General features: G+C 52.7%; 23 protein-coding genes and 1 pseudogene. 10 read left to right on the plus strand and 14 right to left on the minus strand.

Features of this window, described 5'->3' with window-relative positions; genetic code table 11:
* Nucleotides 1–58: 58 nt before the first annotated feature.
* Entirely contained in the window at nt 59–1,624 is a 1,566-nt protein-coding gene (locus tag EYY67_RS21495) for an ABC transporter substrate-binding protein (RefSeq protein WP_095925406.1), read from the minus strand.
* 141 nt (nt 1,625–1,765) lie between these two features.
* On the opposite strand from EYY67_RS21495, the gene EYY67_RS21500 reads away from it, so the two are divergent.
* The 6 genes from EYY67_RS21500 to EYY67_RS24545 all read left to right on the plus strand — a co-directional run bounded on the left by EYY67_RS21500 (nt 1,766) and on the right by EYY67_RS24545 (nt 10,164).
* On the plus strand, nt 1,766–2,653 hold the full coding sequence (locus EYY67_RS21500; RefSeq protein ID WP_131694351.1) for a LysR family transcriptional regulator: 888 nt from the start codon (nt 1,766–1,768) through the stop codon (nt 2,651–2,653).
* 380 nt (nt 2,654–3,033) lie between these two features.
* Nucleotides 3,034–5,511, plus strand: a complete 2,478-nt coding sequence (locus tag EYY67_RS21505; RefSeq protein WP_131694352.1) for a membrane-bound PQQ-dependent dehydrogenase, glucose/quinate/shikimate family — start codon at nt 3,034–3,036, stop codon at nt 5,509–5,511.
* Between the two features lie 192 nt (nt 5,512–5,703).
* Nucleotides 5,704–7,797 carry a lipase family protein gene (locus tag EYY67_RS21510; RefSeq protein WP_131694353.1) on the plus strand — a complete coding sequence of 698 codons (2,094 nt, stop codon included), beginning with the start codon at nt 5,704–5,706 and terminating at the stop codon, nt 7,795–7,797.
* Complete coding sequence (locus tag EYY67_RS24780) at nt 7,781–8,551, plus strand: hypothetical protein (RefSeq protein ID WP_242675623.1); 771 nt, start codon at nt 7,781–7,783, stop codon at nt 8,549–8,551. The genes EYY67_RS21510 and EYY67_RS24780 overlap by 17 nt, the downstream gene beginning before the upstream one ends.
* Nucleotides 8,552–8,561: 10 nt before the next feature.
* On the plus strand, nt 8,562–9,356 hold the full coding sequence (locus EYY67_RS21520) for a hypothetical protein (RefSeq protein ID WP_242675624.1): 795 nt from the start codon (nt 8,562–8,564) through the stop codon (nt 9,354–9,356).
* 10 nt (nt 9,357–9,366) lie between these two features.
* Nucleotides 9,367–10,164 carry a hypothetical protein gene (locus EYY67_RS24545; RefSeq protein WP_242675625.1) on the plus strand — a complete coding sequence of 266 codons (798 nt, stop codon included), beginning with the start codon at nt 9,367–9,369 and terminating at the stop codon, nt 10,162–10,164.
* A gap of 46 nt (nt 10,165–10,210) precedes the next feature.
* Here EYY67_RS24545 and EYY67_RS21530 read toward each other — a convergent pair whose 3' ends face one another.
* A complete protein-coding gene (locus EYY67_RS21530; protein WP_242675626.1) occupies nt 10,211–10,456 on the minus strand; it encodes a HipA N-terminal domain-containing protein in 246 nt (81 codons plus the stop codon).
* Nucleotides 10,457–10,474: 18 nt separating this feature from the next.
* Nucleotides 10,475–10,741, minus strand: a complete 267-nt coding sequence (locus EYY67_RS21535) for a helix-turn-helix domain-containing protein (protein WP_165497990.1) — start codon at nt 10,739–10,741, stop codon at nt 10,475–10,477.
* Between the two features lie 194 nt (nt 10,742–10,935).
* On the opposite strand from EYY67_RS21535, the gene EYY67_RS21540 reads away from it, so the two are divergent.
* A complete protein-coding gene (locus EYY67_RS21540) occupies nt 10,936–11,646 on the plus strand; it encodes a GntR family transcriptional regulator (RefSeq protein ID WP_131694355.1) in 711 nt (236 codons plus the stop codon).
* Here EYY67_RS21540 and EYY67_RS21545 read toward each other — a convergent pair.
* Nucleotides 11,643–12,842, minus strand: coding sequence for an enolase C-terminal domain-like protein (locus tag EYY67_RS21545; protein WP_131694356.1), 1,200 nt, complete (start codon nt 12,840–12,842; stop codon nt 11,643–11,645). The genes EYY67_RS21540 and EYY67_RS21545 overlap by 4 nt on opposite strands.
* A gap of 323 nt (nt 12,843–13,165) precedes the next feature.
* Here EYY67_RS21545 and EYY67_RS21550 point away from each other — a divergent pair, with 323 nt between their 5' ends.
* Nucleotides 13,166–14,566, plus strand: a complete 1,401-nt coding sequence (locus tag EYY67_RS21550) for a PTS transporter subunit EIIC (RefSeq protein ID WP_131694357.1) — start codon at nt 13,166–13,168, stop codon at nt 14,564–14,566.
* Between the two features lie 4 nt (nt 14,567–14,570).
* On the opposite strand, the gene EYY67_RS21555 is transcribed toward EYY67_RS21550, so the two are convergent.
* Entirely contained in the window at nt 14,571–15,443 is an 873-nt protein-coding gene (locus tag EYY67_RS21555) for a fumarylacetoacetate hydrolase family protein (protein WP_095925414.1), read from the minus strand.
* A 158-nt stretch (nt 15,444–15,601) separates the two neighbouring features.
* Here EYY67_RS21555 and EYY67_RS21560 point away from each other — a divergent pair, with 158 nt between their 5' ends.
* Nucleotides 15,602–16,525, plus strand: coding sequence for a LysR family transcriptional regulator (locus EYY67_RS21560; RefSeq protein ID WP_131694358.1), 924 nt, complete (start codon nt 15,602–15,604; stop codon nt 16,523–16,525).
* Between the two features lie 17 nt (nt 16,526–16,542).
* Here the strand turns inward: EYY67_RS21560 and EYY67_RS21565 are convergent, their stop codons facing one another.
* From EYY67_RS21565 to EYY67_RS21590, 6 genes are all read right to left on the minus strand, one after another.
* On the minus strand, nt 16,543–17,508 hold the full coding sequence (locus tag EYY67_RS21565; RefSeq protein ID WP_095925416.1) for an ABC transporter ATP-binding protein: 966 nt from the start codon (nt 17,506–17,508) through the stop codon (nt 16,543–16,545).
* Nucleotides 17,505–18,509, minus strand: a complete 1,005-nt coding sequence (locus EYY67_RS21570) for an ABC transporter ATP-binding protein (RefSeq protein ID WP_131694359.1) — start codon at nt 18,507–18,509, stop codon at nt 17,505–17,507. Before EYY67_RS21570 ends, EYY67_RS21565 begins: the two co-directional genes overlap by 4 nt.
* On the minus strand, nt 18,506–19,453 hold the full coding sequence (gene opp4C, locus EYY67_RS21575; RefSeq protein WP_165497991.1) for an oligopeptide ABC transporter permease: 948 nt from the start codon (nt 19,451–19,453) through the stop codon (nt 18,506–18,508). Before opp4C ends, EYY67_RS21570 begins: the two co-directional genes overlap by 4 nt.
* Entirely contained in the window at nt 19,453–20,412 is a 960-nt protein-coding gene (locus EYY67_RS21580; protein ID WP_095925833.1) for an ABC transporter permease, read from the minus strand. The genes opp4C and EYY67_RS21580 overlap by 1 nt, the downstream gene beginning before the upstream one ends.
* Before the next feature lie 51 nt (nt 20,413–20,463).
* On the minus strand, nt 20,464–22,083 hold the full coding sequence (locus EYY67_RS21585; protein ID WP_233432952.1) for an ABC transporter substrate-binding protein: 1,620 nt from the start codon (nt 22,081–22,083) through the stop codon (nt 20,464–20,466).
* A gap of 435 nt (nt 22,084–22,518) precedes the next feature.
* Nucleotides 22,519–22,740, minus strand: coding sequence for a DNA-binding transcriptional regulator (locus EYY67_RS21590; protein WP_131694361.1), 222 nt, complete (start codon nt 22,738–22,740; stop codon nt 22,519–22,521).
* 162 nt (nt 22,741–22,902) lie between these two features.
* On the opposite strand from EYY67_RS21590, the gene EYY67_RS21595 reads away from it, so the two are divergent.
* Complete coding sequence (locus EYY67_RS21595; protein WP_131694362.1) at nt 22,903–23,151, plus strand: hypothetical protein; 249 nt, start codon at nt 22,903–22,905, stop codon at nt 23,149–23,151.
* Between the two features lie 33 nt (nt 23,152–23,184).
* On the opposite strand, the gene EYY67_RS21600 is transcribed toward EYY67_RS21595, so the two are convergent.
* From EYY67_RS21600 to EYY67_RS21610, 3 genes and pseudogenes are all read right to left on the minus strand, one after another.
* Nucleotides 23,185–24,333 carry a phage late control D family protein gene (locus EYY67_RS21600; RefSeq protein ID WP_415838640.1) on the minus strand — a complete coding sequence of 383 codons (1,149 nt, stop codon included), beginning with the start codon at nt 24,331–24,333 and terminating at the stop codon, nt 23,185–23,187.
* A gap of 8 nt (nt 24,334–24,341) precedes the next feature.
* The gene (locus EYY67_RS21605) at nt 24,342–24,812 is read right to left on the minus strand and encodes a phage tail protein (protein WP_131694364.1); all 471 of its coding nucleotides are present in this window, start codon (nt 24,810–24,812) and stop codon (nt 24,342–24,344) included.
* A gap of 12 nt (nt 24,813–24,824) precedes the next feature.
* A pseudogene (locus EYY67_RS21610) lies at nt 24,825–25,661 on the minus strand (phage tail tape measure protein); the annotation flags it as partial.

The raw sequence follows: 25,661 nt of genomic DNA on the forward strand, positions 1-25,661 counted from the left end.
AACAACCCTGGTGTTGGTGCTCTATTCCCGCCTTGGTTCGGTATGCACTCTGCGCGACTTATTGTTTCTCATGCACAAAGTACGGCAACGTGTAGCCGTCGGAGCGGCCAACGTAGGTATAAGGTGTCTTCATCGCCCAGGTGTAGGAAAGGAACAGCAACGGGATCGTGCCTTCGTCTTTCATCGCAATCTCTGTGGCGTGTTGCAGCAACTTCTCACGCTGGCCGTCGTCGAGGGTTTCCCGCGCCTGTGCCAGCGTTTTATCAAATTCAGGGTTCGAGTAACGCCCGCGATTGCCCTGTCCGCCGTTCGGCCCGAAGGTTTCGAGCAACGGTCCCAGCACGCCGGAGGCTTCCCCGGTTTCAATCGCCGCGCCGCCCATGATCAGGCTGAAATCGCGTTTAGACGCCCGTGAGAAATACACGCTGCCCGGCATGGTCACGACATCCGTTTTGATGCCGACACGGCTGAACATCTGGCCGAGCGCCTGCGCAATTTTAGAATCGTTCGGATAACGGTCGTTCGACGCATGGAACGTCAGCGTAAAACCGTCCGGATAACCGGCCTGCGCCAGCAACTGTCTGGCTTTCGCCGGATCGTACACCGGTGCGGCAATCGACGGCGTGTAACCAAAGTAGCCTTTCGGCACCAGCTGCGACGCCGGTACGCCCTGCCCGTCCATAATGCGATCCACAATCGCCTGACGGTTTATCGCCAGCGACATCGCCTCACGCACTTCACGTTTTTTCAGCGGATTGCTGCCGTCCGGCCCTTTGGCGAACGGCGACGCATCGCGGTCCTGATCCGGGTGTAAATACAAAATGCGGTTACCGGCCACGGATTCCAGATGCAGGCTGGTTTGTTTGCCCAGATCCCGTCCGTCTGCCGTCGGCACGCTTTCAATCAAATCCACGTCGCCGGAACGCATGGCGGCCACGCGGGCACTCGGGTTTTTGAACACACGCAGCGTGACCTTATCCCATTGCGCTTTCCCGCCCCAGTACTGGTCGTTGCGCGCCAGCACCACATTATCGTCGGGCGTCCAGCTGACAAATTTGAACGGGCCGGTGCCGATGACATCTTTCCCTTCATTAAGGGTTGGCGATCCTACCGTTTCCAGACGCGCCGGTAATATCGCGACGCGGCTTAAGTTGTTCAGCAATAAAGGTGTGGGCGCTTTGGTGACAATTCTCACCGTCAGCGGATTCACTTCGGTGACGTCAGCAATATCGTTAACGTACGGCGTATAAGCACTCGGGCTGTTTTTCGAGGCCAGCGCCACGCGCTTCACGCTGGCAATCACGTCTTTGGCGGTGAAATCGCTGCCGTCGTGGAATTTCACACCGGGGCGCAGGGCGAATTCCCAGGTGGTGTCATTAATGACTTTCCATGACACGGCGAGGGCAGGCGTAATATGTTGTTTTTCATCCTGATTCACCAGTCCGTCGAAGATGTTACGCGCCATCGCGCTGTTGGCACCGCCGACGTAAAACTGCGGATCCATTGACGTCGTTGAGGCAGCCAGGCCGATATTCAGATCAGCGGCCTGCACAGAGGGGGAAGATAAAACGAAAAAAGTGGCCAGTGCCGGTGAAAGCACTCCTGCCAGAACGGACTTTCTCATGCATTTAACCCTTAATTTTTTTAGATTTTCAGGCAATGTGTGTCAGATCGTGAATTCGAGTCTAGGGGGTGGACTTCTGAATTGAAAATTGTATTTTGTGTTACATCCATAAACAAATGTTATGGATTTTGAGGATATATTATGAAAATTAATCCAAGACAGGTCGAAGCCTTTCATAAGGTGATCCTCACCGGCAGTATCACCGCAGCGGCAAATATGATGAACATCACGCAGCCCGCGGTCAGCCGGCTGATCCGTGACTTCGAATATGCCGTCGATCTGAAGCTGTTTGACCGTGACGGACGCGGGCTGATCCCGCGTGATGATGCCATCAAGTTGTACCGTGAAGTCGAGCGTTTGTACCTCGGACTTGAACATATTTCACGTATCGCCGATGAAATCCGCCATTCCAAAGGCAGCGTATTGCGTATTGGCACCGTGGCGGCGCTCTCCGCGTTGTGCGTCGAACACATTCTGCCGCCGCTGATCGAGAGTATTGGCGATATTTCGCTGTTTCTGGATATCGAAAGCACCACGCACATCACCGATGTGGTGACCGGCAATCAGTACGACGTGGGTTTTATTTTCGGCAAGCCGGATGTGAAAGGGCTGGAAGCGGAGATGCTGGCGCGGGCGAATGCCGTGGCCGTGATGTCGCCGCGTCATCCGCTGGCGAAACAGGACGTGGTCACGGCGATGGATCTGACACGTTACCGGCCGATTATTCCCGGACGCAAAACGCCGCTGCGTGAACAACTCGACCAGGTGATGAGCCGTCTCGACCTTTATATGAATAACCCGATCGAAACCTCGCTGCATAACTGCTGTGTGATGGCGGGCAATAATCTGGGGATCGGCGTGGTCGATTTCATCACCGCACGCAGCCACAAAAGCGACATCGTGCTCAAACCTTTTACGCCAGACATAAGTATTGCTTATCTCGCCGTCTTCCCGCCGCAGATCCCCAAAAGCCGTCTGGTGGAACATATCACCCGTGAAATGAAGACATTAATCGAAGGCTATCTGTAAAACGCCCCGTCAGGTTCGCGCAAATCGTACCAGTGAGTCCAAAATGTGACATTCCTGCTTTTATGCAAAAAAGGGCGTGGATGTTAAGTGCGACTTATTAGATAAAAAACGTATATATAATCTAAAAATCATTAATATATTGAATAACACACTTTATTTTATTCTTTAAAATCAACGCATAAAAATTCCCTGCATAAAGATTAATCTAATCTATAATAATTTACCTAATTTCAAACTCTTCGTTACACATTCACAACCTCGATGAGAAGTATTACTATTTGCGCGAAATTGTTCTATTTGGTTCATTTAATAACGGGTGGTCATTAAGTGTTACCAGCTTTTCATCAACAGTTCTCTACAACTATGCAGTGAGATAAATCATGCCAACAACAAATAGCAAGTGGACCTGGCTCCTCTGGCTGCTGAGTGCGCTGATGGTCGTCATCGGTCTGACACTCGGTATCGGTGGCGCGTATCTGGCGACATTGGGAGGAAGTGTTTACTTCCTGCTGATGGGTCTGGCGCTCATCGTTTCCGCCGTTTTAATTTTCAAAGGTAAGCCTTCAGGTGCCTGGCTGTATGCCGTGGCCTTTGTGCTTTCTGTTATCTGGGCTGTCTGGGACGCGGGCTTCACGTTCTGGCCGCTGTTCTCCCGCCTGTTCACCTTCGGCGTGCTGGCGTTTCTGGTCGCTTTGGCTTATCCGCTGCTGAAAGCACGTGCAGGTCTGGTGGCGCGTAAAGGGCCAAGCTTCTCGCTGGCGGCTGTCCTGGCTGTCGCGCTGATTGCTGCTTTCGGTAACACCTTCGTGCCAACGCCAATCATCAGCGCCGACAACGATCAGGTGCCGGTGAAACCGGTAGACAAAGGTGCTGAGCAGAAGAACTGGGAAAACTGGGGTAACACCACCGCAGGCGACCGTTTTGCTGCACTGGATCAGATCAACAAATCCAACGTGGATAAACTTCAGGTTGCGTGGACTGCCCATACCGGCGATATCCCGCAGAGCAACGGCTCCGGCGCTGAAGATCAGAACACCCCGCTGCAAATCGGTGACAAGCTGTTTGTGTGTACCGCATACAGCAAAGTGATCGCCCTGAACGTTGATGACGGCAAAAAGCTGTGGTCTTACGATTCCAACTCCACCGCGCCTAACTGGCAGCGTTGCCGTGGTCTGGGCTATTACGAGAACAGCGCCGCGCCACAGGCACCCGCGGCACAACCTGCCGCCGTACCTGCTGCTGAGCCGGCAAGCCCGAACGCAGCCTCAGAAGCTGCCGCGCCAGCCACTAATGCTCCGCAAACGCCTGCTGCGACCGGCGGTACCGTCAGCGGCACCTGCGAACGTCGTCTGTTCCTGCCAACCATCGATGCGCGTCTGATCGCCATCAACGCTGACACCGGCAAGCCTTGTGCTGATTTCGGTGACAACGGCGTGGTTGATCTGAAAGTCGGCATGGGCGAAGTGAAACCTGGCTACTACCAGCAAACCTCTACCCCGCTGGTCGCGGGTAACGTGGTTGTCGTTGGCGGTCGCGTAGCGGATAACTTCTCCACCGGCGAACCTCCGGGTGTGGTACGTGCATTTGACGTGCACACCGGCGAACTGATGTGGGCCTGGGATCCGGGTAACCCGAACATCACCAAACTGCCACCGGAAGGTCAGACCTACACCCGTGGTACGCCAAACGTCTGGTCGGCAATGTCATACGATCCAAAACTGGGTCTGATTTACATGCCAACCGGTAACGCGACGCCGGACTTCTTCGGCGGCACACGTACCGAGCTGGATGACAAATACAGTTCTTCTGTTGTTGCGGTAGACGTGGCCACTGGTAAAGTCCGCTGGACCTTCCAGACCACGCATCACGACCTGTGGGACTTCGACCTGCCGTCTCAGCCGCTGCTGTATGACCTGCCGGACGGTAAAGGTGGCAGCACGCCGGTTCTGGTGCAGACCTCCAAACAAGGCATGATCTTCATGCTGAACCGCGAAACCGGCCAGCCGGTCGCGAAAGTCGAAAACCGTGAAGTACCGCAGGGTAACGTCCCTGGTGAACGCTACTCCAAAACGCAGCCTTTCTCTGTCGGTATGCCAAACATCGGCAACCAGACGCTGAAAGAGTCTGATATGTGGGGCGCGACACCAATGGATCAGCTGCTGTGCCGCATCGAGTTTAAAGGTATGCGTCACCAAGGCGTTTACACGCCTCCGGGTCTGGATCGTTCCCTGCAATTCCCGGGTTCTCTGGGCGGCATGAACTGGGGCAGCGTCTCGGTTGACCCGAACAACGCCATCATGTTCGTGAATGATATGCGTCTGGGTCTGGCGAACTACATGGTGCCGCGTGCACAGGTTCCGACCGGCGCAAGCGGTATCGAGATGGGGATGGTGCCGATGGACGGTACGCCGTACGGCGCAGTCCGCGAGCGTTTCCTGTCTCCGCTGGGCATTCCGTGCCAGAAACCCCCGTTCGGTACCATGTCTGCGGTTAACCTGAAAACCGGTAAAATCGTCTGGCAGGTGCCGGTCGGAACGGTGAAAGACACCGGTCCGCTGGGCATCAAAATGCGCATGCCAATGGAAGTCGGTATGCCAACACTGGGCGCGAGCCTGTCAACGCAATCCGGCCTGCTGTTCTTCGCCGGTACGCAGGATTTCTATCTGCGTGCGTTCGATACCGCAACCGGTAAAGAAATCTGGAAATCCCGTCTGCCGGTCGGCAGCCAGTCTGGCCCGATGACCTACGTTTCACCGAAAACCGGTAAACAGTACATCATCATCAGCGCCGGTGGCGCACGTCAGTCCGCAGAACGCGGCGACTACGTGATTGCCTACGCACTGCCTGACGAGAAGTAAGATTTAGCAGTAAATGAAAAGCCCGCCGGTGCAGACCGGCGGGCTTTTTTGTTAAACGTAATCTGCTGATACCTCTGGTGATGTTCCTGTCTCCACGACAATAATGTTAAAACATACTAAACAAAAAATTTTGGTTAAGGATGATGGCGAGTATCATGTCGCCATTACCCCTGTTAACCAAAAGGAATTGGCATGGAAATCATCGGAGACAACAGCGTTATCACCAGTATTGCACCCAAAGGTAAAGTTGTTTACTGCCGCGGCGAAACCCCCAGATTCTGGCTGGAACTGCAATTCGTCGATGAGAATAATCTCCCCGTTACCGGACTGAAGGTCACACTGGAATACCATCCGCTGGCATCCGCGCAAGACGTCGCGATGTGGAAAAAATATAGTAATCACCACTACGATCCCACACCACCACCTAATCCCCCTGCCGGAGTGACAGACAGCCAGGGACTGGTCAGGTTCGACGATTTGTCCTGGATAACGGTCGACGTAAAAGCAGATGCGCAGCAGCTGGCCGACGAAATGGAGCAGCGCCCGCTGGGACTTCGGCGCAATCCTAACAGCCAGCCGGTGAGCAAAAATGCCTTTCGTCGGGAAACGCGAGATAAAAGCTGGCGATCTGACGTACAGAAAAAAGCCGAGGCCGCAGGACATATCCACCATTACGTGACCATCGGTGAACTTTGCGATCAGTTGCCTCACATTGAAGGCTGGGAGGAGAAGGAGCCACCGGAGTTTCATTTTCAGCAAGGGCGTTCGCTGAAAGGCACAGAGATAGCGTGTCAGGCGCTAAAGCAGCGGCACGTCATTGAAATCTGTCCGTTCCGGGCGTGGGTACTGGCACTGCATGACACCACCGCGTTTGACCTTGCCAACAGCCTCAACCTCGGCATTATGGCTGACCTCGCCTATTCGGCAGAAAAAGAGAATAAAGCCGTGGCATACTTTTTCGGGCAAAAATGCCTGGATCTGTCTGCAATCCCGCAGTTTGCCGAATTTCCGTCTTATTACCATACACTGGCCGTAGATGTACCTTTCCGGGAACGTTATCTCAAAGCCGTTTATTTAAATACGACTGAAGGGGAACAGCCAAAAGGCGATACCCGGTTATTCACGGTTGAATGCGGCAAGCACATAATCGTTGCATGGTGCGGTACTGACAGCCTGCTTAACGCTCTGACAGATATCTCCTTTGCGCCCAAAAAATGTCTGCCAGAACTTGGTGGTGTAGGTAATATTCACGGCGGTTTTTTGGAAGCTTATGAATTAGCAAAACAGAAATTTGGCATTCAATTGGATGCAGTTAAGGGAGTATTAGCAGAGACGGAGAAAACACTATTTATTTGCGGCCATAGTCTCGGTGGTGCGCTGGCATTAACCTATGCTGCCGAGATGAAGAACAGCCACCCTATTCTGTATACCTACGGCATGCCACGCACCTTCACCCGTGCGGCAGTGCTCAGGCTGGACGCAGTAACTCACTACCGCCACGTCAATGATAATGATTCAGTCGCCCAAATTCCTCCCGATGCCGATTTAGACAATATTTTCTATGAGAAATGGGGACCGCTGGGCGACAAACTCGGCTTCGACTGGTCGTTGACAACGGTAGCCGGGTTGGGGGTGGCTGTTCGCGACCTGGCTTTTCAGTCCACAGGAATTGCCGGTAAAAAAGATCCCTACTGGCATCAAGGTAATACGGTGATATTTTTCCAGGCTCAGCAGTGCGTAATGCAATCACGTCATCAGAATGTGCCGTGGATAGGCGGCGGAGGCAGTGATAATCCGGCACCCAGCGTGGTGAGCACCTGCCATAAGCAGTCGGTGAAACTCTTTCTGGTGCCCTCACTGAATGAAGAATGCCTTAAAGCCACCGGCGAACATCAGGCGAAGTTTATCGGGTGTCTGGATACCGTTAACCTAAGAAAAACCTTCCCCAGAAACACTAATCCCGAACTGGACGGACTTTTGAGTAACCCTTCCAGCCATTCTATGGCACACCGCTACCTGCCCTATATCCATAATCAGGTACTTGAGCTGGCAAATCCGGATCTTGAGATGGACCGGAAGGAGAAGCGGGCTGAGTTCAGGCAGGAGATTGAAGCAACTGCCAAAGGAAGTGCTAATCAGGATGAAGTACAGCGCAACCAGGAATTTATAGCACTTCAGGATATGTTGCCTGTGGCACTAACCCGCACCCGCTCAGAAGAGGTGGGCAAAAATGCCCTGCTACGTTTTGCTGCAGTTACGGAGGAAGAAGTTGAATTTTCTAAATAAAACAGCCCTGTTGCTGCCGACAGTATTTTTGCTTTCCGCCTGTTATGGCAAAACAGATCAGACGCTGTCACCGCCGGAAAATGCCCGGCGAGTAACCATAGCCGTCAGGGTTCCTGAGGGCATTACACTGTTGCCATTGCAAATGCTTTACCGTTCTGAACGGTGCAAGACTAAAAGCTACAACTCGAGTAATGAAGCCTACGAAATTCGCGGATATAACGGTTTTATGCAGGCATTCCCCCCGCAGGAAAACAGTGATATCAGACAGCAGCGGATTGCCATTGATGGCGGCGGGCCATGTCAGTGGCAGCTTAATTCCATTAAAGTCAGTTTTAAGATTGCTGATGGCAATCCTCTCGTTAAAGGAAAAGAGGTTTTCGCTACTAATTATATCTTCGATTTTGATGATTATGGATTCAGTGATGGTTATGGAACAGGAAGAGCAAAAGAGGTTAGTGGCGACCTTGATTTAAAAACTAACTTTTTTCCGATGATATTTATAAATAACTTATTCAAAAGTACGTCATTACAGTTTTTCGGTGGTGATACAGATTACGAGCAATGGACACGCCGTTACAAATCATCTAACACCAATAGGATTTATATTGAGCCAATAATACATATGGATAAACCTGTAATTCTCGAAACTCCAAATCCACCACCAGGAAACACGGTCGCAACTTATCCTGATGGCAGTACTGGAAAAGCTATACATACAAAACCAGATTACGAAAAACTGTTATTTATAAAATAAAAAATTTATTATGAAGTTACCTTCAGGGAGGAAGAAGTTGAATTTTCTAAATAAGAATTATGCGGTTATATCCTTTATCGTGCTGCTTTATGGCTGTGATAACACTCCCGACCGCACTCTGTCGCCACCTCAGAATGCAAAGTGGGTCGACGTGGTCTTCACGCTTCCGGCAGATACCGTTCTTTTACCAATGGAAGTTCTTTACCGTTCAGATAAATGCAAAACAGTGCGTTATAACTCGAGTAATGAGCCTCATGATATTCCCGGTTATAACGATTTTGAAAAACAATACGATCAGCAAGAAAGCAGCAATATCTGGCGGACACATATCGCCATTGATGGCGGCGGCTCATGCCAGTGGCAACTTAATTCCATACGAGTAAGTTTTATGCTGAGTTCTGCAAGCCCTTTAGTGAAAGGAAAACAGGTTATTGAAAATAATTATATTTTTGATTTTGATGATTACGGTCTCAGTGATGGCTATGGCACAGGAAGAGCAAAAGAAATGAATGGCAATCTTGATTTGGAGACCGTGTTTTTCCCCATGATTACTCATCATATTGATAATGAAGTGGATTTAACACTCTTTGGCGGGAATACAGAATATGAACATTTAAAACGGCGATATAGACTAAATAAAACCCAAAACATCAACATTGAACCAATAATTAGATTCAATAAAGTAGTTGTATTGAATCCTCCAGTTATACGACCTGGGAATTTAACAGCAACATATCCTGATGGTAGTAGCGAACAGGTCCCTCATATTTTTCCTGATTACGAAAAACTGCTATCCATGAAATAACGAAGTCATTATGAAGTTACCTTCAGGGAGGAAGAAGTTGAATTTTCTAAATAAAACAGCCCTGTTGATGCCGACAGTATTTTTGCTTTCCGCCTGTTATGGCAAAACAGACCAGACGCTGTCACCGCCGGAAAATGCCCGGCGCGTGACCATAGCCGTCAGGGTTCCTGAAGGCATTACACTATTGCCATTGCAAATGCTTTACCGTTCTGAACGGTGCAAGACTAAAAGCTATAACTCGAGTAATGAAGCCTATGAAATTCGCGGATATAACGGTTTCATGCAGGCATTCATCCCGCGGGCAAACAGTGATATCAGACAGCAACGGATTGCCATTGATGGCGGCGGGCCATGCCAGTGGCAGCTTAATTCTATCAAGGTCAGTTTTAGGATTGCTGGTACTAACCCTTTGGTGCACGGAAAAAATGTTTTTGCGACTAGTTATATTTTCGATTTCGATGATTATGGATTTAGCGATGGTTATGGTACCGGTAAAGCGAAGGAAGCCAGGGGTGATCTTCATTTAAAAACGGATTTTTTTCCGGTGGTGACTCATCTGGATGAGAATGATATTAGCCTGGAGTTTTTTGGCGGTGAAACAGGATATGAAAAATGGAGAAGGCGATATAAGCTCCATGATACGCAGAAAATATTTATTGAACCGAATATTCATTTAACAAAAGTTGTTACGCTCATTCCGCCTGAACAAACAGAGGATAGAGATTTTTCAGCGATTTATCCTGATGGGAGTACCGAAAAAATTCCGTATATTTATCCTAATTACGAAAAACTGCTATCCATGAAATAACGAAGTCATTATGAAGTTACCTTCAGGGAGGAAGAAGTTGAATTTTCTAAATAAGATCGCCCGCGCTGGTGCCAACCAACGGGCTCTTTGGTGGCGGCAGAAGATTGTCAAAAAAGTTGTATACCTCTGCGCCACGGAATTTATCTGCATGCAGAGGTAATGATAATGAAATGGCGCGGGCTCCGGGGCGATCGAGCCAGCTTTGATGATAAATAAATGACATTTCACCACTGCCGCCTTTTTCCAGGATTCCGACAGCAATGCCATTTAATGCGAGCGTTAACTTATCCATATATTACCACTCCTGATCTCAGGTAAACTTTTCCTGCGGATTGCTATCCCTTGGCGTGATCTGTAGCTCTAAATCCAGCGCCGCCAATAATTTAAACAGTGTTTCAAGACGGGTGCCGTCCGGATAATTTTCAAACTCAGAAACCGTAGACTGCTTCATGCCAATGGTCTCAGCCGTTTTACTCTGGCTAAGTTTGCGCTTTTTTCGCTCATTGCGCAGCGCATTGGCAAGCATTTTTGCAGAAGTAATGTTCATATTATCCTCCCTGGCGGATAATATCAGCATATCCCTATCAGGGGATAACACAGAAGCGAATGTTCCATACGATGATGCTCTGTAAAATCAAAATACACCCTAAAAGCTGTAAAATCAAAATACAGCCTGAAAGCTGTAAAATATAAATACAGTTTATACGCTGTAATTTGCCCACTACCGCCTCCTCATGCTCAAATGCCTGTTCCACGCACGGATGAAACCTCATGAAAAAAAGCGAATTTATCGCTCAGGATTTACTGAGCAAGATTTATCAGAACAGCGGTTCGGTGCCGGAGAAGTTACCTCCGGAGCGCCAGCTGGCGGAAGAATACGGGGTTTCGCGCTTTACCGTGCGTAAGGCACTGGAAAAGCTGGTCAGTATCGGAGCTGTGCATATCGTGCAGGGTTCGGGCATTTACATCAATGCGGGCGTCAGCAGCAATCCGCTGATTTACAACTCTGTGACCGAGAAAAAATTCGCTGAAATCAGTTTCAAAATGCTCGAATTGCACAAGCGCCGGCCAGATAAAGAGGAACAACAGGTATTCGGTTTAAGCACCGACGACTTTATCTGGGCGTTCACCCGCTTGCGGCGGATTAATCTGCGCAATGTGCAGATTGAATATTCCCGTATGCCGGCACGGGAGTTTGGCGATCTGAGCCAGAAAACCATTGAGCATTCGATCCAGCAATATGTACTGAGCAAAGGCTATGTGATTTCGCACTCCCTCACCCGTTATCAGGCGGTAACGGTCAGCAAGGAACAGGCGCAAATTCTGAGGTGTAAAAAAGGCATTGCCGCCATGCACATTACCAACAGAGGCATTTTGCAGGGCGGCAAGGTTTATGCGTTCAGCGACATCATCGATATCGATTATTCCTGCACCTACGTCATCCCGTTTAATCAGGACAATCTGGCCTTTCGCCAGACTTAAGGCGTGTGGATCACGCCGTCGGGCAGGCGGCTTTGCGTCCATTCGTGCGGCCTGTACACCACCGGAAATTCTGCGGCGGCCTGGCTGTTAAAGCCCACACCGATCCCCGCTTCTTCTCCCGGATAAAAATAGCCGTTCTCCGGTGCCTGTGCGCCCGGAAAGACCTGCTGCGTATTGGCGGGATATGCCACGAACTCCTGGATCGCCGCATTGTGCAGATGAATATTCAGGTGCGTGTTCACTGCCGCACCAATCGGCGTCATGTCCGGCGGGCAGTGCCACGCGAGACGTACACCGAAACTCTGGCAGAAATGCGCCAGTTTCAGCGCCGGGGTGATGCCACCGATTTGCGAAACGTGGCAGCGGATAAAGTCGATCCGACGGTTGATAATCAGATCTTTCCATTCCGCCGGATTATTGAAGAGTTCGCCGGTCGCCAGCGGCACGGCGGTCTGACTGCGGATCTGCGCCAGCCATTCGTTCTGATCCGGCGGCAGAATGTCTTCAATAAAATAGGGCCGGTATTGTTCGACGGCTTTGGCAAACTGTACCGCCTGCTGCGGGAACAACCGTTCGTGAACGTCGTGCAAAATATGGAACTGATTGCCGTATTTTTCACGCAGCGCTTTGAACATCGCCAGCGTGTTGTCGATGTACTGGTCCTGATCGTAATACGCCCCCGCCGTCGGTTCGCGGGTACTGTGAAAATCACGCGCATTGCCGCCATAAAAACCCAGCTGGCAGCGGATATGGCGGTAACCTTCGGCCAGCAAACGATCCACTTCGCCATAAAGATCTTCCAGCGTTTCGCCCGCCGCATGGCTGTAGGCAGTAACCGCATCCTTCGATTTACCGCCAAACAAATGATACAGCGGCATATTCGCCAGCTTGCCTTTAATATCCCACAACGCCATATCGATGCCCGCAATCGCGTTATTGATCACCGGCCCGTTACGCCAGTAGGCGTTTACCATCATCAGTTGCCAGAGATCTTCAATGTGATTCGCATCGCGCCCCGTTAACAGCGGTTTGAGATATTCATCGACCATCAGTTTGACCGCCAGCGGGCGCTGCTGGAACGTTGCGCAGCCCAGACCAAAAACACCACGATCGGTTTCAATTCTGACCACCACTAAATTATGGCGATCGGGGCGGGTTATCTGGCATTCGATATTGGTAATCAGCGCAGGCTGCATATTCATCCTTAATAAAAACCGTGATGCCTTTTCAAAAAAAAGACGGCGGGAATATTCGTATTGCGGTTATTTCACCGTATTTTTATCCTGCTTGTAAACCTTAATTTCATGACTTTATTTTGGTTTAAAAGCAGGTCGTATTCTTCACCAAAAACAGACCAATTTAACCTCCACGCCTTTAAACACGGCCTGTCAGTGAAGATTTGTGACGCAGATCCTATTTTATTGGTTTGTTTTTAAAAATGGGCGTCATTACACTCCCCTTCCATCTGACAATGAATAATTAACGGGTCGTAGCGGGGTTCAGGGTGAATACAGAAATAATGCAATCAGTGATAAAACTGGTGGGTGGTGCGGAGAATATTAATAAAGTCTGGCATTGCATGACCCGTCTGCGTTTCGATTTGCGCGATGAAAATAAAGTGGCCTGGGATGAGATTAAAAATCTGCCCGGCGTTCTCGGTGCGCAAAGCCAGAGTGATCAGGTGCAGATCATCATCGGCCCGAAAGTGAATGTCTGGTACGAGGCGATCGTGTCGCAGCTTGATCCGGTGTCCGGTGTTTCAGAAACAGCAACAGGAAATGTTTCCACAAAAGGACGAAAAAGCCTGGTATCGATGTTCATGGATACCGTCTCCGGCGTGTTCGGCCCGATCGTTCCGGCCATTGCCGGCGCGGGGATGATCAAAGGCTTGCTGGCCGGATTAATTGCCTTAAAGGTGATTTCGTCGAAAAGCGAAACGGTAATGATCATCGATTTGATCGCCAGCGGCGTGTTTTACTTCCTGCCGTTTTTCCTCGCGGTATCCGCAGCGAGGATCTTCAAAACCAATGAGTATCTGGCCGCTGCTGTCGCCGCCTGCCTGATGTACCCGACGCTGATGGACGCCGCGAAAGCACTCGCCAGTCATACCGCCGGAGCGCCCACCGCGCTGTATTTTATGGATGTACTGCCGGTGTCTGTCTTCAACTATTCGGCCAGCGTGATCCCGGTGATTTTCTCCGTGCTGGCGCTGAGTTACATCCACCGCTGGGTGGATAAAATCATGCCGGAAGTGCTGAAAACGGTATTTACCCCCACGCTGACCTTGTTTATTGCGGCGCTGGTGTCGCTGACGCTGATTGGTCCGGCAGGAATTTATCTCGGTAAGTTGCTGGCGTTCGGCATTCAGGGATTGTTCGACGTGTCATCGGTCTTTGCCGGATTTATTGTCGGCGCGATCCGCCCGGTGGCGATCCTCACCGGTATGCATCATGCGATGACGCCGATTGCGTTGCAGAACTTCACCGATCAGGGCTGGGATATGCTGATGCCGATGATGTTTATGGCCAACATGGCGATTGCCGGTTCGACCTTTGCGATTTACTTCCACGTTAAAACCCGCGAACAGAAATCTGTGGTGTTGTCTGCGGCAATTTCCGGCTTGCTGGGGATCACCGAACCGGCGCTGTTCGGCGTACTGACGCGCTACAAAAAAGCGTTTATTGCCACCACCCTCAGCAGCTCCGTGGCCTCGGCATTTATCGCCTTCTTTGGAGTGCGCTTGTATGGCTATATTCTGTCGAGCATTTTCAGCCTGCCCGCCTACATCGGTCCGTATTTCATCTACATTGTGATGGGCGTGATACTGTCGCTCGGGCTGTCATTCACCCTGACCTATCTGATGGTCGTTAAAAATAAAGGCACCGGAGAAACGGTGCCTTTGGTGGATGCGGTTCGTTAAGGGATCAGGCCGCTGTTCTGGAATGTGTTATCTCAGACAGCGGTGCGTTCTGAATAAGGTTGGTCAGCCGCCCGATATTTTCGATTTCCACTTCAATCTTGTCATTCTCATGCAGGAACAATGGCGGTACGCGGGTTTTACCGACGCCGCCCGGTGAGCCGGTCATGATCACGTCGCCCGGCGAAAGCTGGGTAAAGGTGCTGATGTAAGCGATCATCTGCGGAATAGTGTGGATCATGCTGGCGGTCGTATCGTCCTGCACCAGACGGTCGTTCAGCCAGGTTTTGATGCTCAGATTTTGCGGGTCACCCACTTCATCCGGCGTCACCATCCACGGGCCAAACGCGCCGGTGGAAGGCCAGTTCTTACCGGCGGTATACCATTTATGCTGCCAGTCGCGCACCGAGCCATCCATATAGCAGCTGTAACCGGCGACATAATCCAGCGCATCGTCGGCTGAAATATTGCGGCCTGTACGACCAATCACAATCGCCAGTTCCCCTTCATAATCAAACTGCTCAGAAGAGGCCGGTTTGATAATGGTGCCATTGTGGCCCACCTGGGAATCCGCGAAGCGAACAAACAATGTCGGCGCATCGCTGGTTTCATTAAATTCTTTACGTTTTTCCGCGTAGTTCATGCCCACACCGAAAATTTTCCCCGGACGGTCAATCACCGGCAGGAAAGTGATGTCGTTCAGTTGAAGATCCGCCGGAAGCCCGACATAGCGGTGCAGTTCCTCAAGCGAATGGCGTGCCATGAATTCGTTAATGTCACGGCATCCCGCATGGTATCCGACATCAATGATGCCCTCTGCCTGAAAGATGCCGAAGCTTTTGGTCTGGTCTTTATTGATGGTGAAATTAACAATTTTCATAGATGCACTTAGTTTCTTATTTTACTTAAAACAGGTGAATTCGCTGGCGTTGTCTTCGCGATGACGCCCGGGCCGCCGTGAAGATCGCGAGATTATTGACCCTGCCTTTCATGCCTTCTACTATATTTTATTACCTAATCGATGAATTTCAGGAATCAATGTTAAATAACAGAGACTTAGACTATTTCGTCACCGCTGCGCAGATGATGAATTTGAGACTTGCGTCACAAAATTTAAATATAACTCAGCCTGCACTTTCGAAATCTATCACCCGTCTTGAGAAAGAACTGAACATCAAACTGTTCAAACGGGCAGGTCGCGGGCTTGAGCTGACCGAAGCGGGACGCGTGCTTTATCAGCGCGGTCTGTCGCTGCAAAGTGCCTATCTCGAAATCGGCGAGATCATGAATGAACTGAGCAGCGGCGCGGGCGGGATCGTTCGCGTGGGCGTCTCAGGTTCTGCGACGCAGTTCTTACTGCCTGAAATCTGCAAAATGCTGCAATCGCAGGTGCCGAACATGAAACTGGAAATCCAGATCGGCATGAATGACGTGCTGTTCGCCCTGCTGGAACGCCATGCCATCGATGTGATCATCGGGCCGCTGGTGAATTACGACAGCCCGGTGGTGCAGTTACCGGTGACCGCCGACCGGGTGATTGTTGCCGCGTCGAGCGATCATCCGCTGGCGGGCAAACCGGCCAGCCTGCGCGAACTCAGCCGTTACGGCTGGATTTTACCGGCAAAAACAGTGTCGATGCGCCAGTGGCTGGACAAGATGTTCTATGAGAATCACTGTCCGGCGCCCGACGTCAAAGTCGAAATCAGCTCGCTGGCGTCTGTGCCGGGGCTGATCGCCAAAAGCGGATTACTGAGCTTTTTATCCGAGAACATTCTGGTCGAAGAGGAGTTTATCTCGCGGCTGGTCCGTATCGATAACGATCAGTTAGTGATGGAACGGCGCGTCGGGATCACCTGGCTGGAAGGCGCGTTTTTATCTCCGGCCACGCAGAAAGTGATCGACGTGACCAAAAGCATCGGGCAGAAAATGCAGATGGAGGCCCGCCGGATCCTGGAAGACTGAATCCGGCGGTGAGGGGGTTAAACCAGATGACAGGCCACGCGGTGCCCGGGTTCAATATCACGCAGTAACGGGATTTCCGCCCGACAGCGCGCCGTGGCCTGAGGACAACGGGTGTGGAACCGGCATCCGGCAGGCGGTTTTGACGGATCCGGGATTTCCCCGCTGACCATCGCCACCGGTTCACTGTCAGGATCCAGCGTGGGTACCGCCGCCAGCAGCGCCTGCGTATACGGATGCAGGGGCCGTTGGAATAACGCATCGCGGCTGGCCGTTTCCACTAACTGGCCGAGATACATCACCGCCACGTCATCACAAAGATGCTCCACCACGCCGAGATCGTGCGAGATAAACAGAAATGTCACGCCATGATCGTCACGTAAATCCGAGAACAAATTGATGATTTGCGCCTGGATCGACACGTCCAGCGCGGAAATCGGTTCGTCCGCAATAATAAAATCTGGTTGCAGGATCAGCGCACGGGCAATGCCGATACGCTGGCGCTGTCCGCCGGAAAACTCATGGGGAAAGCGGTTGTAATGCAGCGGCGACAGGCCGCAGATCTTCATCACTTCCGTCACTTTGCCGTGGAGCTGCGCCCGCGTACACAGCTTATGTTCCAGCATCGCTTCGCCGATGGCATCGCCAATGCGGATACGCGGGTTCAGCGAACTGTACGGATCCTGAAACACCAGCTGGATTTTCGGACGCAATGCTTTCAGTTGTTTCGGCTTCAGGCCATGCAGGTCTTCACCGCGAAACATCACCCTGCCCGCCGTTTTGTCATACAGCCCCAGCAGCGTGCGCCCGACGGTGGTTTTCCCGCTGCCGGATTCGCCCACCAGCCCGAATATGGTGCCTTTGCGGATGTTAAAACTGACGCCATCCACGGCACGCAGTTGTCCGGTTTCCTGTCCGAACACGCCGTCGCGGATCGGGAAATACTTTTTCAGGCCGTCCACTTCAATCAGATAGTCAGCGTTCATGGCTGTAACTCCCTGTCATTGATCTCACCCGCCGGACTCAGTCCGCTGTAAAAACACGCCGCCTGTCGGTATTGCCCTTCCAGCGGCGGGATCCCCTGACGGCACCGGTCGGTGGCGCGGGCACAACGTTCGGTAAACGCACAGTACGGCGGCAGCGCGGCCAGATCCGGTACCTGACCGGGGATGGAATATAAGCGGCGACGGCGTTCTCCGGGGGTCGGTCTGGAGGCGATAAGCCCCTGAGTATAAGGATGCAGCGGGTTGCGCAGCACTTCCGCTGTCGCACCCTGCTCGACAATCTTACCGGCGTACATCACCACCACGTGGTCCGCCATCTGTGCGATCACCCCCAAATCGTGGGTGATCAGCATCAGCGCCATATGATGTTGCTGCGCCTGGTCGCGCAGTAAACGCAAGATTTGCGCCTGCACGGTGACATCCAGTGCGGTGGTCGGCTCGTCCGCAATCAGTAACTGCGGCTTACAGCTCAGCGCCATCGCGATCATGATGCGCTGCAACATCCCGCCGGAAAGCTGGTGCGGATAACTGGTCATCAGGCTTTCTGCCCGCGCCAGCCCGACTTCCGTGATCATCTGCGTCGCATGCGACCACGCGGCTTTCGCGGATTCACCGCGGTGGCGGATCAGCGGCTCGACCAGCTGTTCGCCAATGGTCAGCACCGGATTGAGCGCCGTCATCGGCTCCTGAAAAATCATCGCCAGCTGGTTACCGCGCAAATCCGCCATCCGGGATGGGCGCAGTTTAAGCAGGTCACGTCCCTGAAACAGGATTTCACCGCCATCGATACGGGCGGCCTGCGGGGGTAATAATCCCATCAGCGACATTGCCGTGACACTTTTGCCACAGCCGGATTCGCCGACAACCCCGACGGTTTGCCCGGCCTGAACGTCAAAAGTGACATCCTGCACGGCGCGGACACGGCCCTGATCGCTGGCGAAGGAAAGGGAAAGCTGATTAAAACGGATCAACGGTTGCGTCATTTTTTGCTCCGTTTCATTTTGGGATCGAGCGCGTCACGCAGGCCATCGCCCAGCACGTTAATGGCAATCACCGTAATAAAAATCGCCACGCCCGGCGGCATCCATAACCACGGACGGCGCTGGAAATCGATCAGGCTGTTGGCGGCATCCATCATGTTTCCCCATGACGGGGTCGGTGGCACCACGCCCAGCCCGAGATAACTGAGGGCGGATTCGCTGAGGATGGCATTCGCCACCGCCATCGTGGCCATGACCACCAGAATCGGCACGGTATTTGGCAGCAGATGTCCGAACAGGCGTCGCCGCGAGGACAGCCCGAGAACCCGGGTCGCCAGCATAAAATCACGTTCGCGCAGGGAGAGGATCTGCCCGCGCACCAGGCGCGCCAGTTTCGGCCACTCCAGCAGACTGAGCATCACGATCACCATGTACACCCGGGAGTCCGGTGAGAAATCCAGTTCAGACAACATTGCCCCCATCACGATCAGCAGCGGCAGGCTCGGAATGGTCATCACCAGATCGGCAAATCGCATAATGATTTTATCGGTGATGCCCCCGAGATAGCCGGACACCGCGCCCATCAGATAGCCAAGCGTCACGGACAACAACATGGTCAGCATGCCGATAATCAGTGAGATGCGTCCCGCCAGCAGCAGCCGCGTATAGACATCACGGCCGAGGAAGTCGGTCCCCAGCCAGTGCTCCGCATTCGGCGCTTTGTTGATCATCAGCGCATCGGTGGCATCATCGCGCCACGGCGAATAAAACGGCCCGGCAATGCACCACACCGCCATCACCAGCAGCAAAATGAGGCAAAACATCGCCAGCCGGTTCTGGCGTAACGACCGCCATGCCTGCCGTAAAGGTGACGGCGTCACATGTGCCATCGCCGGTATTTGCGCTTCGCGCAGCCGGCGGTTGGTTGAAAATAAAGAACCAAACATCACGACCTCACCCGAATGCGCGGGTCCGCCCACGCATACAACACATCAGCAATCAGGTTGCCAAGAATGGTTAATACCGCCAGAAACAGGGTGAACCCCATCAGAACCGGGTAATCACGCGCCGCCAGCGAATCAATATGAATGTGCCCCGCACCCGGCCAGTTAAAGACTTTCTCGGTGATCAGCGCCCCGGAAAACAGCCCCGGCAACTCAAACCCCAGCAACGTGATAATCGGCAACAAGGCATTTCGCAGCGCGTGTTTGAGGATGACAGTACGTTCCCGCAGGCCCTTCGCCCGTGCGGTACGGATGAAATCCATTCGCACCACATCCAGCATGCTGGCGCGAAAATATCGTGTCAGGCTGCCCGCCTGTAACATCACCAGCGCAACCACCGGCAACACCAGATGCGCGGCCACCTGCATCACCCAGGCCCAGCCGGTCGCGTCACTGCCGGTATTGGTCATCCCGCCCACCGGCAACCAGTGCAGATCCACGGCAAACCATTTGATCAGCAGCAGACACAGGAAAAACGTCGGAAAGGACATGGCGGCGAAGATCACCACGCTCACCACATGATCGAACAGGGAATAGGGTTTCATCGCCGAGACAATGCCCACCGCCAGCGCGATCCCCCAGTACAACACCATCGCAATGGTCGCCAGCAGGAAGGAATTCCAAATGTACTGATTCAGCAACTGACTGACCGGGATCTGATATTGCAGCGAAAAACCCAGATCACCCTGCAACAGGTTGCCCAGCCAGCGCAGATAACGGCTGAGCAGCGGCTGATCAAGACCGTATAAAGCTTTCAGTTCGGCGGCACGCTGTGCAGTGAGCGTAATATTGCCGTCGATAAAATCGCCCGGCGTTTTGGCAAACAGCATGAAGATAAGCAATGAAGCGAGGAACAACATCGGGATGGTTTGCAGTAAACGACGCAGAATAAAATTTCTCATGACTTTCTCATTGAAGCTGCCGGTGAAGACCGGCAGCAACGTGATTTCTGATTATTTTACGATTTTGACGTCCGGCAGACTGCCGGTCAGGCCGTTATAGATATCCGGTTTAAAACCGGTCACGCGGGCGCTGCTGGCCGAAAGAATTTTGCGGTTACCCAGCAGGATCACCGGAGGATCGTTCGCCAGCACTTTGTACAACTCATGATAAATCGGCTTACGTTTTTCGATATCCAGCGTGGCGTTGCCTTCGTTGATCAGCTTATCCACTTCAGGATTGTTGTAGCCGGATTCCGCAGACTCTGTGCTGTAGTAATCCCATACGCCATCATGCGGATCGTTAAGCGTACTGGTGCTGAATGACGCCAGATCGTAGTTCCCCGCTTTGCGTTGCGACATCAGGGCATTGAAGTCCACAACCTGCGGTTTCAGCAGCACGCCGATTTTCTGGTAGTCTTCTTTGGCGATCGGGATCAGCGCGTCGTTGAGCACTTTTTTGCTGACCAGCAGCGTCAGTTCCAGACGTTTACCGTCTTTCACACGGATCCCGTCTCCGCCCGTTTTCCAGCCCGCTTCATCGAGTAATTTATTGGCCTTCGCCGGATCAAACTTGTACGGGTTCACGCCGTCGGTGTTATAAGCCCAGGAGATCGGCGCGATCGGCTCAATCGCCACAGTGCCGTAACCCTGATACACCACGTCGATCAGCTTCTGGCGATCCAGACCGTAGATCAGCGCCTGACGCACTTTCACATCCTGCAAAGCCGGACGCCGGACGTTAAATTCAATCTTGCTGTAATCGCTGGATCCGTACAGGTTGATGTTGGCAAAACCGAGCATTTTCAGCTGTTCGATATCGTCCGGACGCGAGGTAAAGGCGTCATAATCGGTATCACCGGTCTGGAATAACTGGAAGTTGGTCGAAGGATTGGTCACGCGATAGATAAAACGCGGAGTCGGTGGCACGCCACGGTAATAGTTTGGATTGGCGTGGAAGCGGATCTCCTGCCCCGGAATGTACTTGTCGTAGACATACGGGCCGTTACCCAGCGGTTTGCCATGCAACGTACGCAAATAATCCAGATTGCCGCGCTGATAGCCTTTGCCGTAATAGGCTTTCGACAGCACCGGACCGCCGATTTTCTGCAACGTGGTGGCGCCCGGTTGTGTGGTGGTAACCTGCAACGTCAGCGGGTCGATGACTTTCAGGCCGCTTATGCTGTCAGCTTTGCCCTGTTTGTATTCGTCACCACCGGCAATGTGTGCCAGCGTGATATCGGTGTCGCCATCGTATTTCGGGTCATACAACACCGTCAGGGTAAAAGCGACGTCTTCAGCAGTCAGCGGTGAGCCGTCACTGAATTTCAGGCCAGAACGTAATTTGATGGTATAGGTTTTACCGTCCGGGCTGACGGTCCAGCTATCTGCCAGTCCTGGCACCAGTTTTCCCTGGCTGTCCCAGTCGATCAGACGGGCAAAAATCACGTTAGTGACGTTTTCATCCCAGCCATTCACAAAGAAGTAAGGGTTAAAAATACCCTGTGGTTCGGAGATCCCGGCGATCACGGTATCCGTTCGTGATTTTGCTGCCGCAGGCACCTGACTGGCATCCGTCGCAGGTGTGATGCCTTCTTTCAGCACGTCATCCGCAAAAGTATGTGCAGAAAACATCACGGCGCTGGCCAGTAATGCTGTCTTAAAAGAGACCGCGCGACGGGCGCGATGCGTAAGCCGCCCGGAGGCAGAAGTGAGTAACGTAGCCAAGTGACATCCCTCATCAGTAAGTGTGCAATGAATTTACAAAACATGACGAAGAGTAAGGTTGCGATCCGGCCTTGTCTAACAACGAAAAAATATGGCTTATAGTTATTAGTTATTTCTTAAAGCTGTAATTTATAAAATTAAATACATAAAACTCATAAGCTTATGCTATTTATGTGTAACTGGCCTTAAAACTCACTTTTGAAGGTGGCGATAGAATGGCGATGTATTTTGCCTCCCCTCACCTTTTACCCTGACCGCGCAATCACAGCCGGTGATCATTGATGAAGTGCTGGGACTTTGCAACAGGATAAAAAAACCCGCCATCGTCGGCGGGTTTCTTGTTTAATGCATTTGAAGAGATTGTTGCTGATGTTTATCCGGATGCAACTGAACAGCATGAACGGTGCCAGGTTCAACAATGATGTCCGCAATGGACTCATGGGTTTTAAACGTGCAACTGCAATTAATATTCTGACACTGGTGATAACGTTCTTTGGTGTTCAGGCTCAGGTAACGACTTGAACGGGCGTGTGCTGAGTGTTGGCATTTCGGGCAGTGCATCATAGTAATCACCATGTAATCATATTAATCAGATGTAATCATTGTATGTTATCCGCAAAAACATACATCCGACATTACAGTGATTTACACTTACTCTTTGAAAACATTCGCGCCACACTCAGTCAATGCCTGCTAGGTTGTTTGTAATCAGCTGGAGAGGATGAAATGAAACTGCTACAGAATGAATTCGAATACAGAGCCTGGATGACAGACGATTATTTACAACATGATGGCAGTCCAACAGCCGTAATGACTCAGTACGAATTGGAACGAGAACTGCTGCGTATGCTGCCTGCCAGTTTTCCTTCTCTGGTTTATTTGGCTTACAGCGGTAATCCCGATGCGCCTGAAAAGCTTGTATTCATTTCTCGTCATCAGGTGGCTGAATGGGCTGCTGCAATGGGGTTATCTTAACCCCATTCTTTCAGTGCGCTGACCCTTTCCTCACTATGCATCATTATTTTCAGTCGCCTCGTAACTCACATCCGACAGCAACACCTCCAGATTCAACGTCGTCACAAAGCCGCTACCGCCCAGGCTGTGTGTCACCTTGCTGATTATCCAGGGTTGCGCGTCGATCACGGATTTGAATCCGGACACCGCCACCGGCGTTTCCGGGAATAAGTCAGCCCGCCCGCGAGCCAGGGAGATCGTGAACTCTGCGACACCACGCTGGAGTTTGTCCCACTTAGCCTGGGCTGCCCGCATGGCGGCCTTTTGCGTGGCGTAGATGGTGGTGAGGGTAAACACGTTTTCATCGCTGCCCGCCAGATAATCCCCTTCTTTAGCCTCCGGCGTTTTCTGCACCTTCGCGCTAACCTTCTTTGCCTTCGGATGTTGCAGGGCGCGCAGGTACTGCACTTTCTTTTTCCGCTGCACCTTCACCTTTTTCGGCTTCGGGTCTTTGGTATGCAACCAGCTTGCCGACACGCCGGTATAGGCTCCCCGGTCAGCAATATTGAACGTGTGCCCGTCGCCGTCGCTGCGGATTATTGTCATCTGCGGGATAGGTTTGCCGCTCGCCGTTTTTGCCGCGCCTGGCTTGATAAAAATCAGATTGCCCGCCTTGATGGCGACAACCGCGCCGTTCAGCTCCGCCAGACGGGTGATAAATTTTGCGTCCGTCTCCTGGGTCTGGTCGATGTGCGTGACCGGCACGTCTTTGAACTGCTCAGCAACGGCGGGCTTGAGGTTATTGCGCGCCGCCACGGCGGACACCACCGCCTCCAGCGTGGTGTCGTGATAAGAGATATCGCGGCGGGAATTGAGGCTGCCGCGATAGTCCGCGCTGCGGGCGCGAATGGTCAGCGTGTCCGGCGTGCCGCGATGCTCCACCTCATCCACGGTAAAGTCGCCTTTGTTCGTCAGTGCCTGGCCTTTCCAGCCGAGCGCGATATTGATCACCGCGCCGCGTGGCGGCATCTCCAGCAGGCCGTCGGTGTCGCTCAGCGTGATGTCGAGCTGGTCAGCCTCAAAGCCACGGTTATCCGTGAGCGTCAGCGAGATCAGCCGGTTGCTGACGTCCTGCGTGATGTCCTTCCCGCCGACGGTCACCGTGAAGTCCGGCGCAAACAGCGCACCGGATCCGATGGTCATATCCGTAATCACAGCAAGCCTCCCAGCTTACCGGTTAAACCACCGGCCTGATCGAGCAGCCCGTCGGCCTGCGCTTTCATGTCGCCGAACATGGCCGCCTGGGATTCATCCACGCGGGTCAGCGTCAGCGTGAATTCAATCCGGCGGGCGGCACCGTTGGAAAAATGTTCCGTGTGGGTTTCGCTGACGCTGTTCACCACGAACATCCCGTAAATGGTGCCGCTACCCTCCAGCAGAGGCCATGCCTTGCCCTCATCGGCCATCAGGTTCAGTGCCATCAGCGACAGCCTTCCGCCGGTGATTTCCGGCATCAGCACACCGGACAGGGTAATTTTCTCCTCATTCACGCCGAGGAACTGCGGCAGCGGACGCAGGCCGACGCGGTTATTCGCAGGCCAGCGGTAATCGACATCGCGCTGCAAACTTTGGTAGGGGACGGTCTGCAACTGAAACACAAACAGCCCGAGCGTTAACATCATGCGGACATCTCCTTAATCGTTATCCATGCGGGAACGTTGTTGTGCGGCGCGGGCGCGGTCACGGGCTTCCAGTTCGGCGCGGATCTGTTTGCTGGCATCCGCACCACCCAGGGCATTCCCCGCTGAAATCTGGTAGGTGTGCGTGCTGCGGTCAACATAACTGCTGCCGCCACCGGCGGACACCGGCACATATGCCCCGCCGAGGGCATTACCTGGCGGCAGCGTCAGCGGATCCTGTCCCGCAGCGGCGGCGTTACGCGCTTTGCTGGCGTTCTTATCCAGATCTGCCGATTCATCCTTGATGATGCCGAGCTTCTCCAGCAGCCAGTCCACACCCGAACGCAGTTTGTTGAACGCCTGCAGCGGCGCAGTCAGCGCGTTGGCAATCGCCCGCCCGAACATCACGCCGGTGTCCTTGCAGTTATTCAGCGTTTCCTGCGTAGATTTCACTGGCTCAATCAGGTCTTTGAACCACTGCCAGAGCATTTTCAGTTTGTCGCCGAGCCAGTCAAACACCGGCTTAAGCGGAGAAAACAACTCTTTGACCGGCGCGAACGCAATCCCCAGCCCTTCAATCACACCGGCAAAGAAGGCGCTGATCGGCTCCCAGTATTTGTGGATAATCAGCGCACCGGCGACGATGGCCGCTGCGACGGCAACCACCGGCCAGGTGAGGCCACCGATCACCGTGATAATGGCACTGCCGACCGTGCCGAGGATTGTCCAGAGCATGCTGGCGGCGGCAACGATCAGATTGATACCGCTGATAACCGGACCCGCCACCAGACCAAACACGCCGAGCGCGCCGATAATCAGCAGCGCACCGCCCGCAATCTTGCCGAGCGTGGT

The sequence above is a fragment of the Rahnella victoriana genome (assembly GCF_004330295.1).
In the GTDB taxonomy this organism is placed as follows: Bacteria; Pseudomonadota; Gammaproteobacteria; order Enterobacterales; family Enterobacteriaceae; genus Rahnella; species Rahnella victoriana.

Excerpts from the sequence above, each read along its gene's own strand:
- EYY67_RS21495 (WP_095925406.1), bottom strand. The coding sequence starts at position 1,624 with ATGAGAAAGTCCGTTCTGGCAGGAGTGCTTTCACCGGCACTGGCCACT.
- EYY67_RS21500 (WP_131694351.1), top strand. The coding sequence starts at position 1,766 with ATGAAAATTAATCCAAGACAGGTCGAAGCCTTTCATAAGGTGATCCTC.
- EYY67_RS21505 (WP_131694352.1), top strand. The coding sequence starts at position 3,034 with ATGCCAACAACAAATAGCAAGTGGACCTGGCTCCTCTGGCTGCTGAGT.
- EYY67_RS21510 (WP_131694353.1), top strand. The coding sequence starts at position 5,704 with ATGGAAATCATCGGAGACAACAGCGTTATCACCAGTATTGCACCCAAA.
- EYY67_RS21520 (WP_242675624.1), top strand. The coding sequence starts at position 8,562 with ATGAAGTTACCTTCAGGGAGGAAGAAGTTGAATTTTCTAAATAAGAAT.
- EYY67_RS24545 (WP_242675625.1), top strand. The coding sequence starts at position 9,367 with ATGAAGTTACCTTCAGGGAGGAAGAAGTTGAATTTTCTAAATAAAACA.
- EYY67_RS21530 (WP_242675626.1), bottom strand. The coding sequence starts at position 10,456 with ATGGATAAGTTAACGCTCGCATTAAATGGCATTGCTGTCGGAATCCTG.
- EYY67_RS21535 (WP_165497990.1), bottom strand. The coding sequence starts at position 10,741 with ATGCTGATATTATCCGCCAGGGAGGATAATATGAACATTACTTCTGCA.
- EYY67_RS21540 (WP_131694355.1), top strand. The coding sequence starts at position 10,936 with ATGAAAAAAAGCGAATTTATCGCTCAGGATTTACTGAGCAAGATTTAT.
- EYY67_RS21545 (WP_131694356.1), bottom strand. The coding sequence starts at position 12,842 with ATGCAGCCTGCGCTGATTACCAATATCGAATGCCAGATAACCCGCCCC.
- EYY67_RS21550 (WP_131694357.1), top strand. The coding sequence starts at position 13,166 with ATGCAATCAGTGATAAAACTGGTGGGTGGTGCGGAGAATATTAATAAA.
- EYY67_RS21555 (WP_095925414.1), bottom strand. The coding sequence starts at position 15,443 with ATGAAAATTGTTAATTTCACCATCAATAAAGACCAGACCAAAAGCTTC.
- EYY67_RS21560 (WP_131694358.1), top strand. The coding sequence starts at position 15,602 with ATGTTAAATAACAGAGACTTAGACTATTTCGTCACCGCTGCGCAGATG.
- EYY67_RS21565 (WP_095925416.1), bottom strand. The coding sequence starts at position 17,508 with ATGAACGCTGACTATCTGATTGAAGTGGACGGCCTGAAAAAGTATTTC.
- EYY67_RS21570 (WP_131694359.1), bottom strand. The coding sequence starts at position 18,509 with ATGACGCAACCGTTGATCCGTTTTAATCAGCTTTCCCTTTCCTTCGCC.
- opp4C (WP_165497991.1), bottom strand. The coding sequence starts at position 19,453 with ATGTTTGGTTCTTTATTTTCAACCAACCGCCGGCTGCGCGAAGCGCAA.
- EYY67_RS21580 (WP_095925833.1), bottom strand. The coding sequence starts at position 20,412 with ATGAGAAATTTTATTCTGCGTCGTTTACTGCAAACCATCCCGATGTTG.
- EYY67_RS21585 (WP_233432952.1), bottom strand. The coding sequence starts at position 22,083 with ATGTTTTCTGCACATACTTTTGCGGATGACGTGCTGAAAGAAGGCATC.
- EYY67_RS21590 (WP_131694361.1), bottom strand. The coding sequence starts at position 22,740 with ATGATGCACTGCCCGAAATGCCAACACTCAGCACACGCCCGTTCAAGT.
- EYY67_RS21595 (WP_131694362.1), top strand. The coding sequence starts at position 22,903 with ATGAAACTGCTACAGAATGAATTCGAATACAGAGCCTGGATGACAGAC.
- EYY67_RS21600 (WP_415838640.1), bottom strand. The coding sequence starts at position 24,333 with ATGACCATCGGATCCGGTGCGCTGTTTGCGCCGGACTTCACGGTGACC.
- EYY67_RS21605 (WP_131694364.1), bottom strand. The coding sequence starts at position 24,812 with ATGATGTTAACGCTCGGGCTGTTTGTGTTTCAGTTGCAGACCGTCCCC.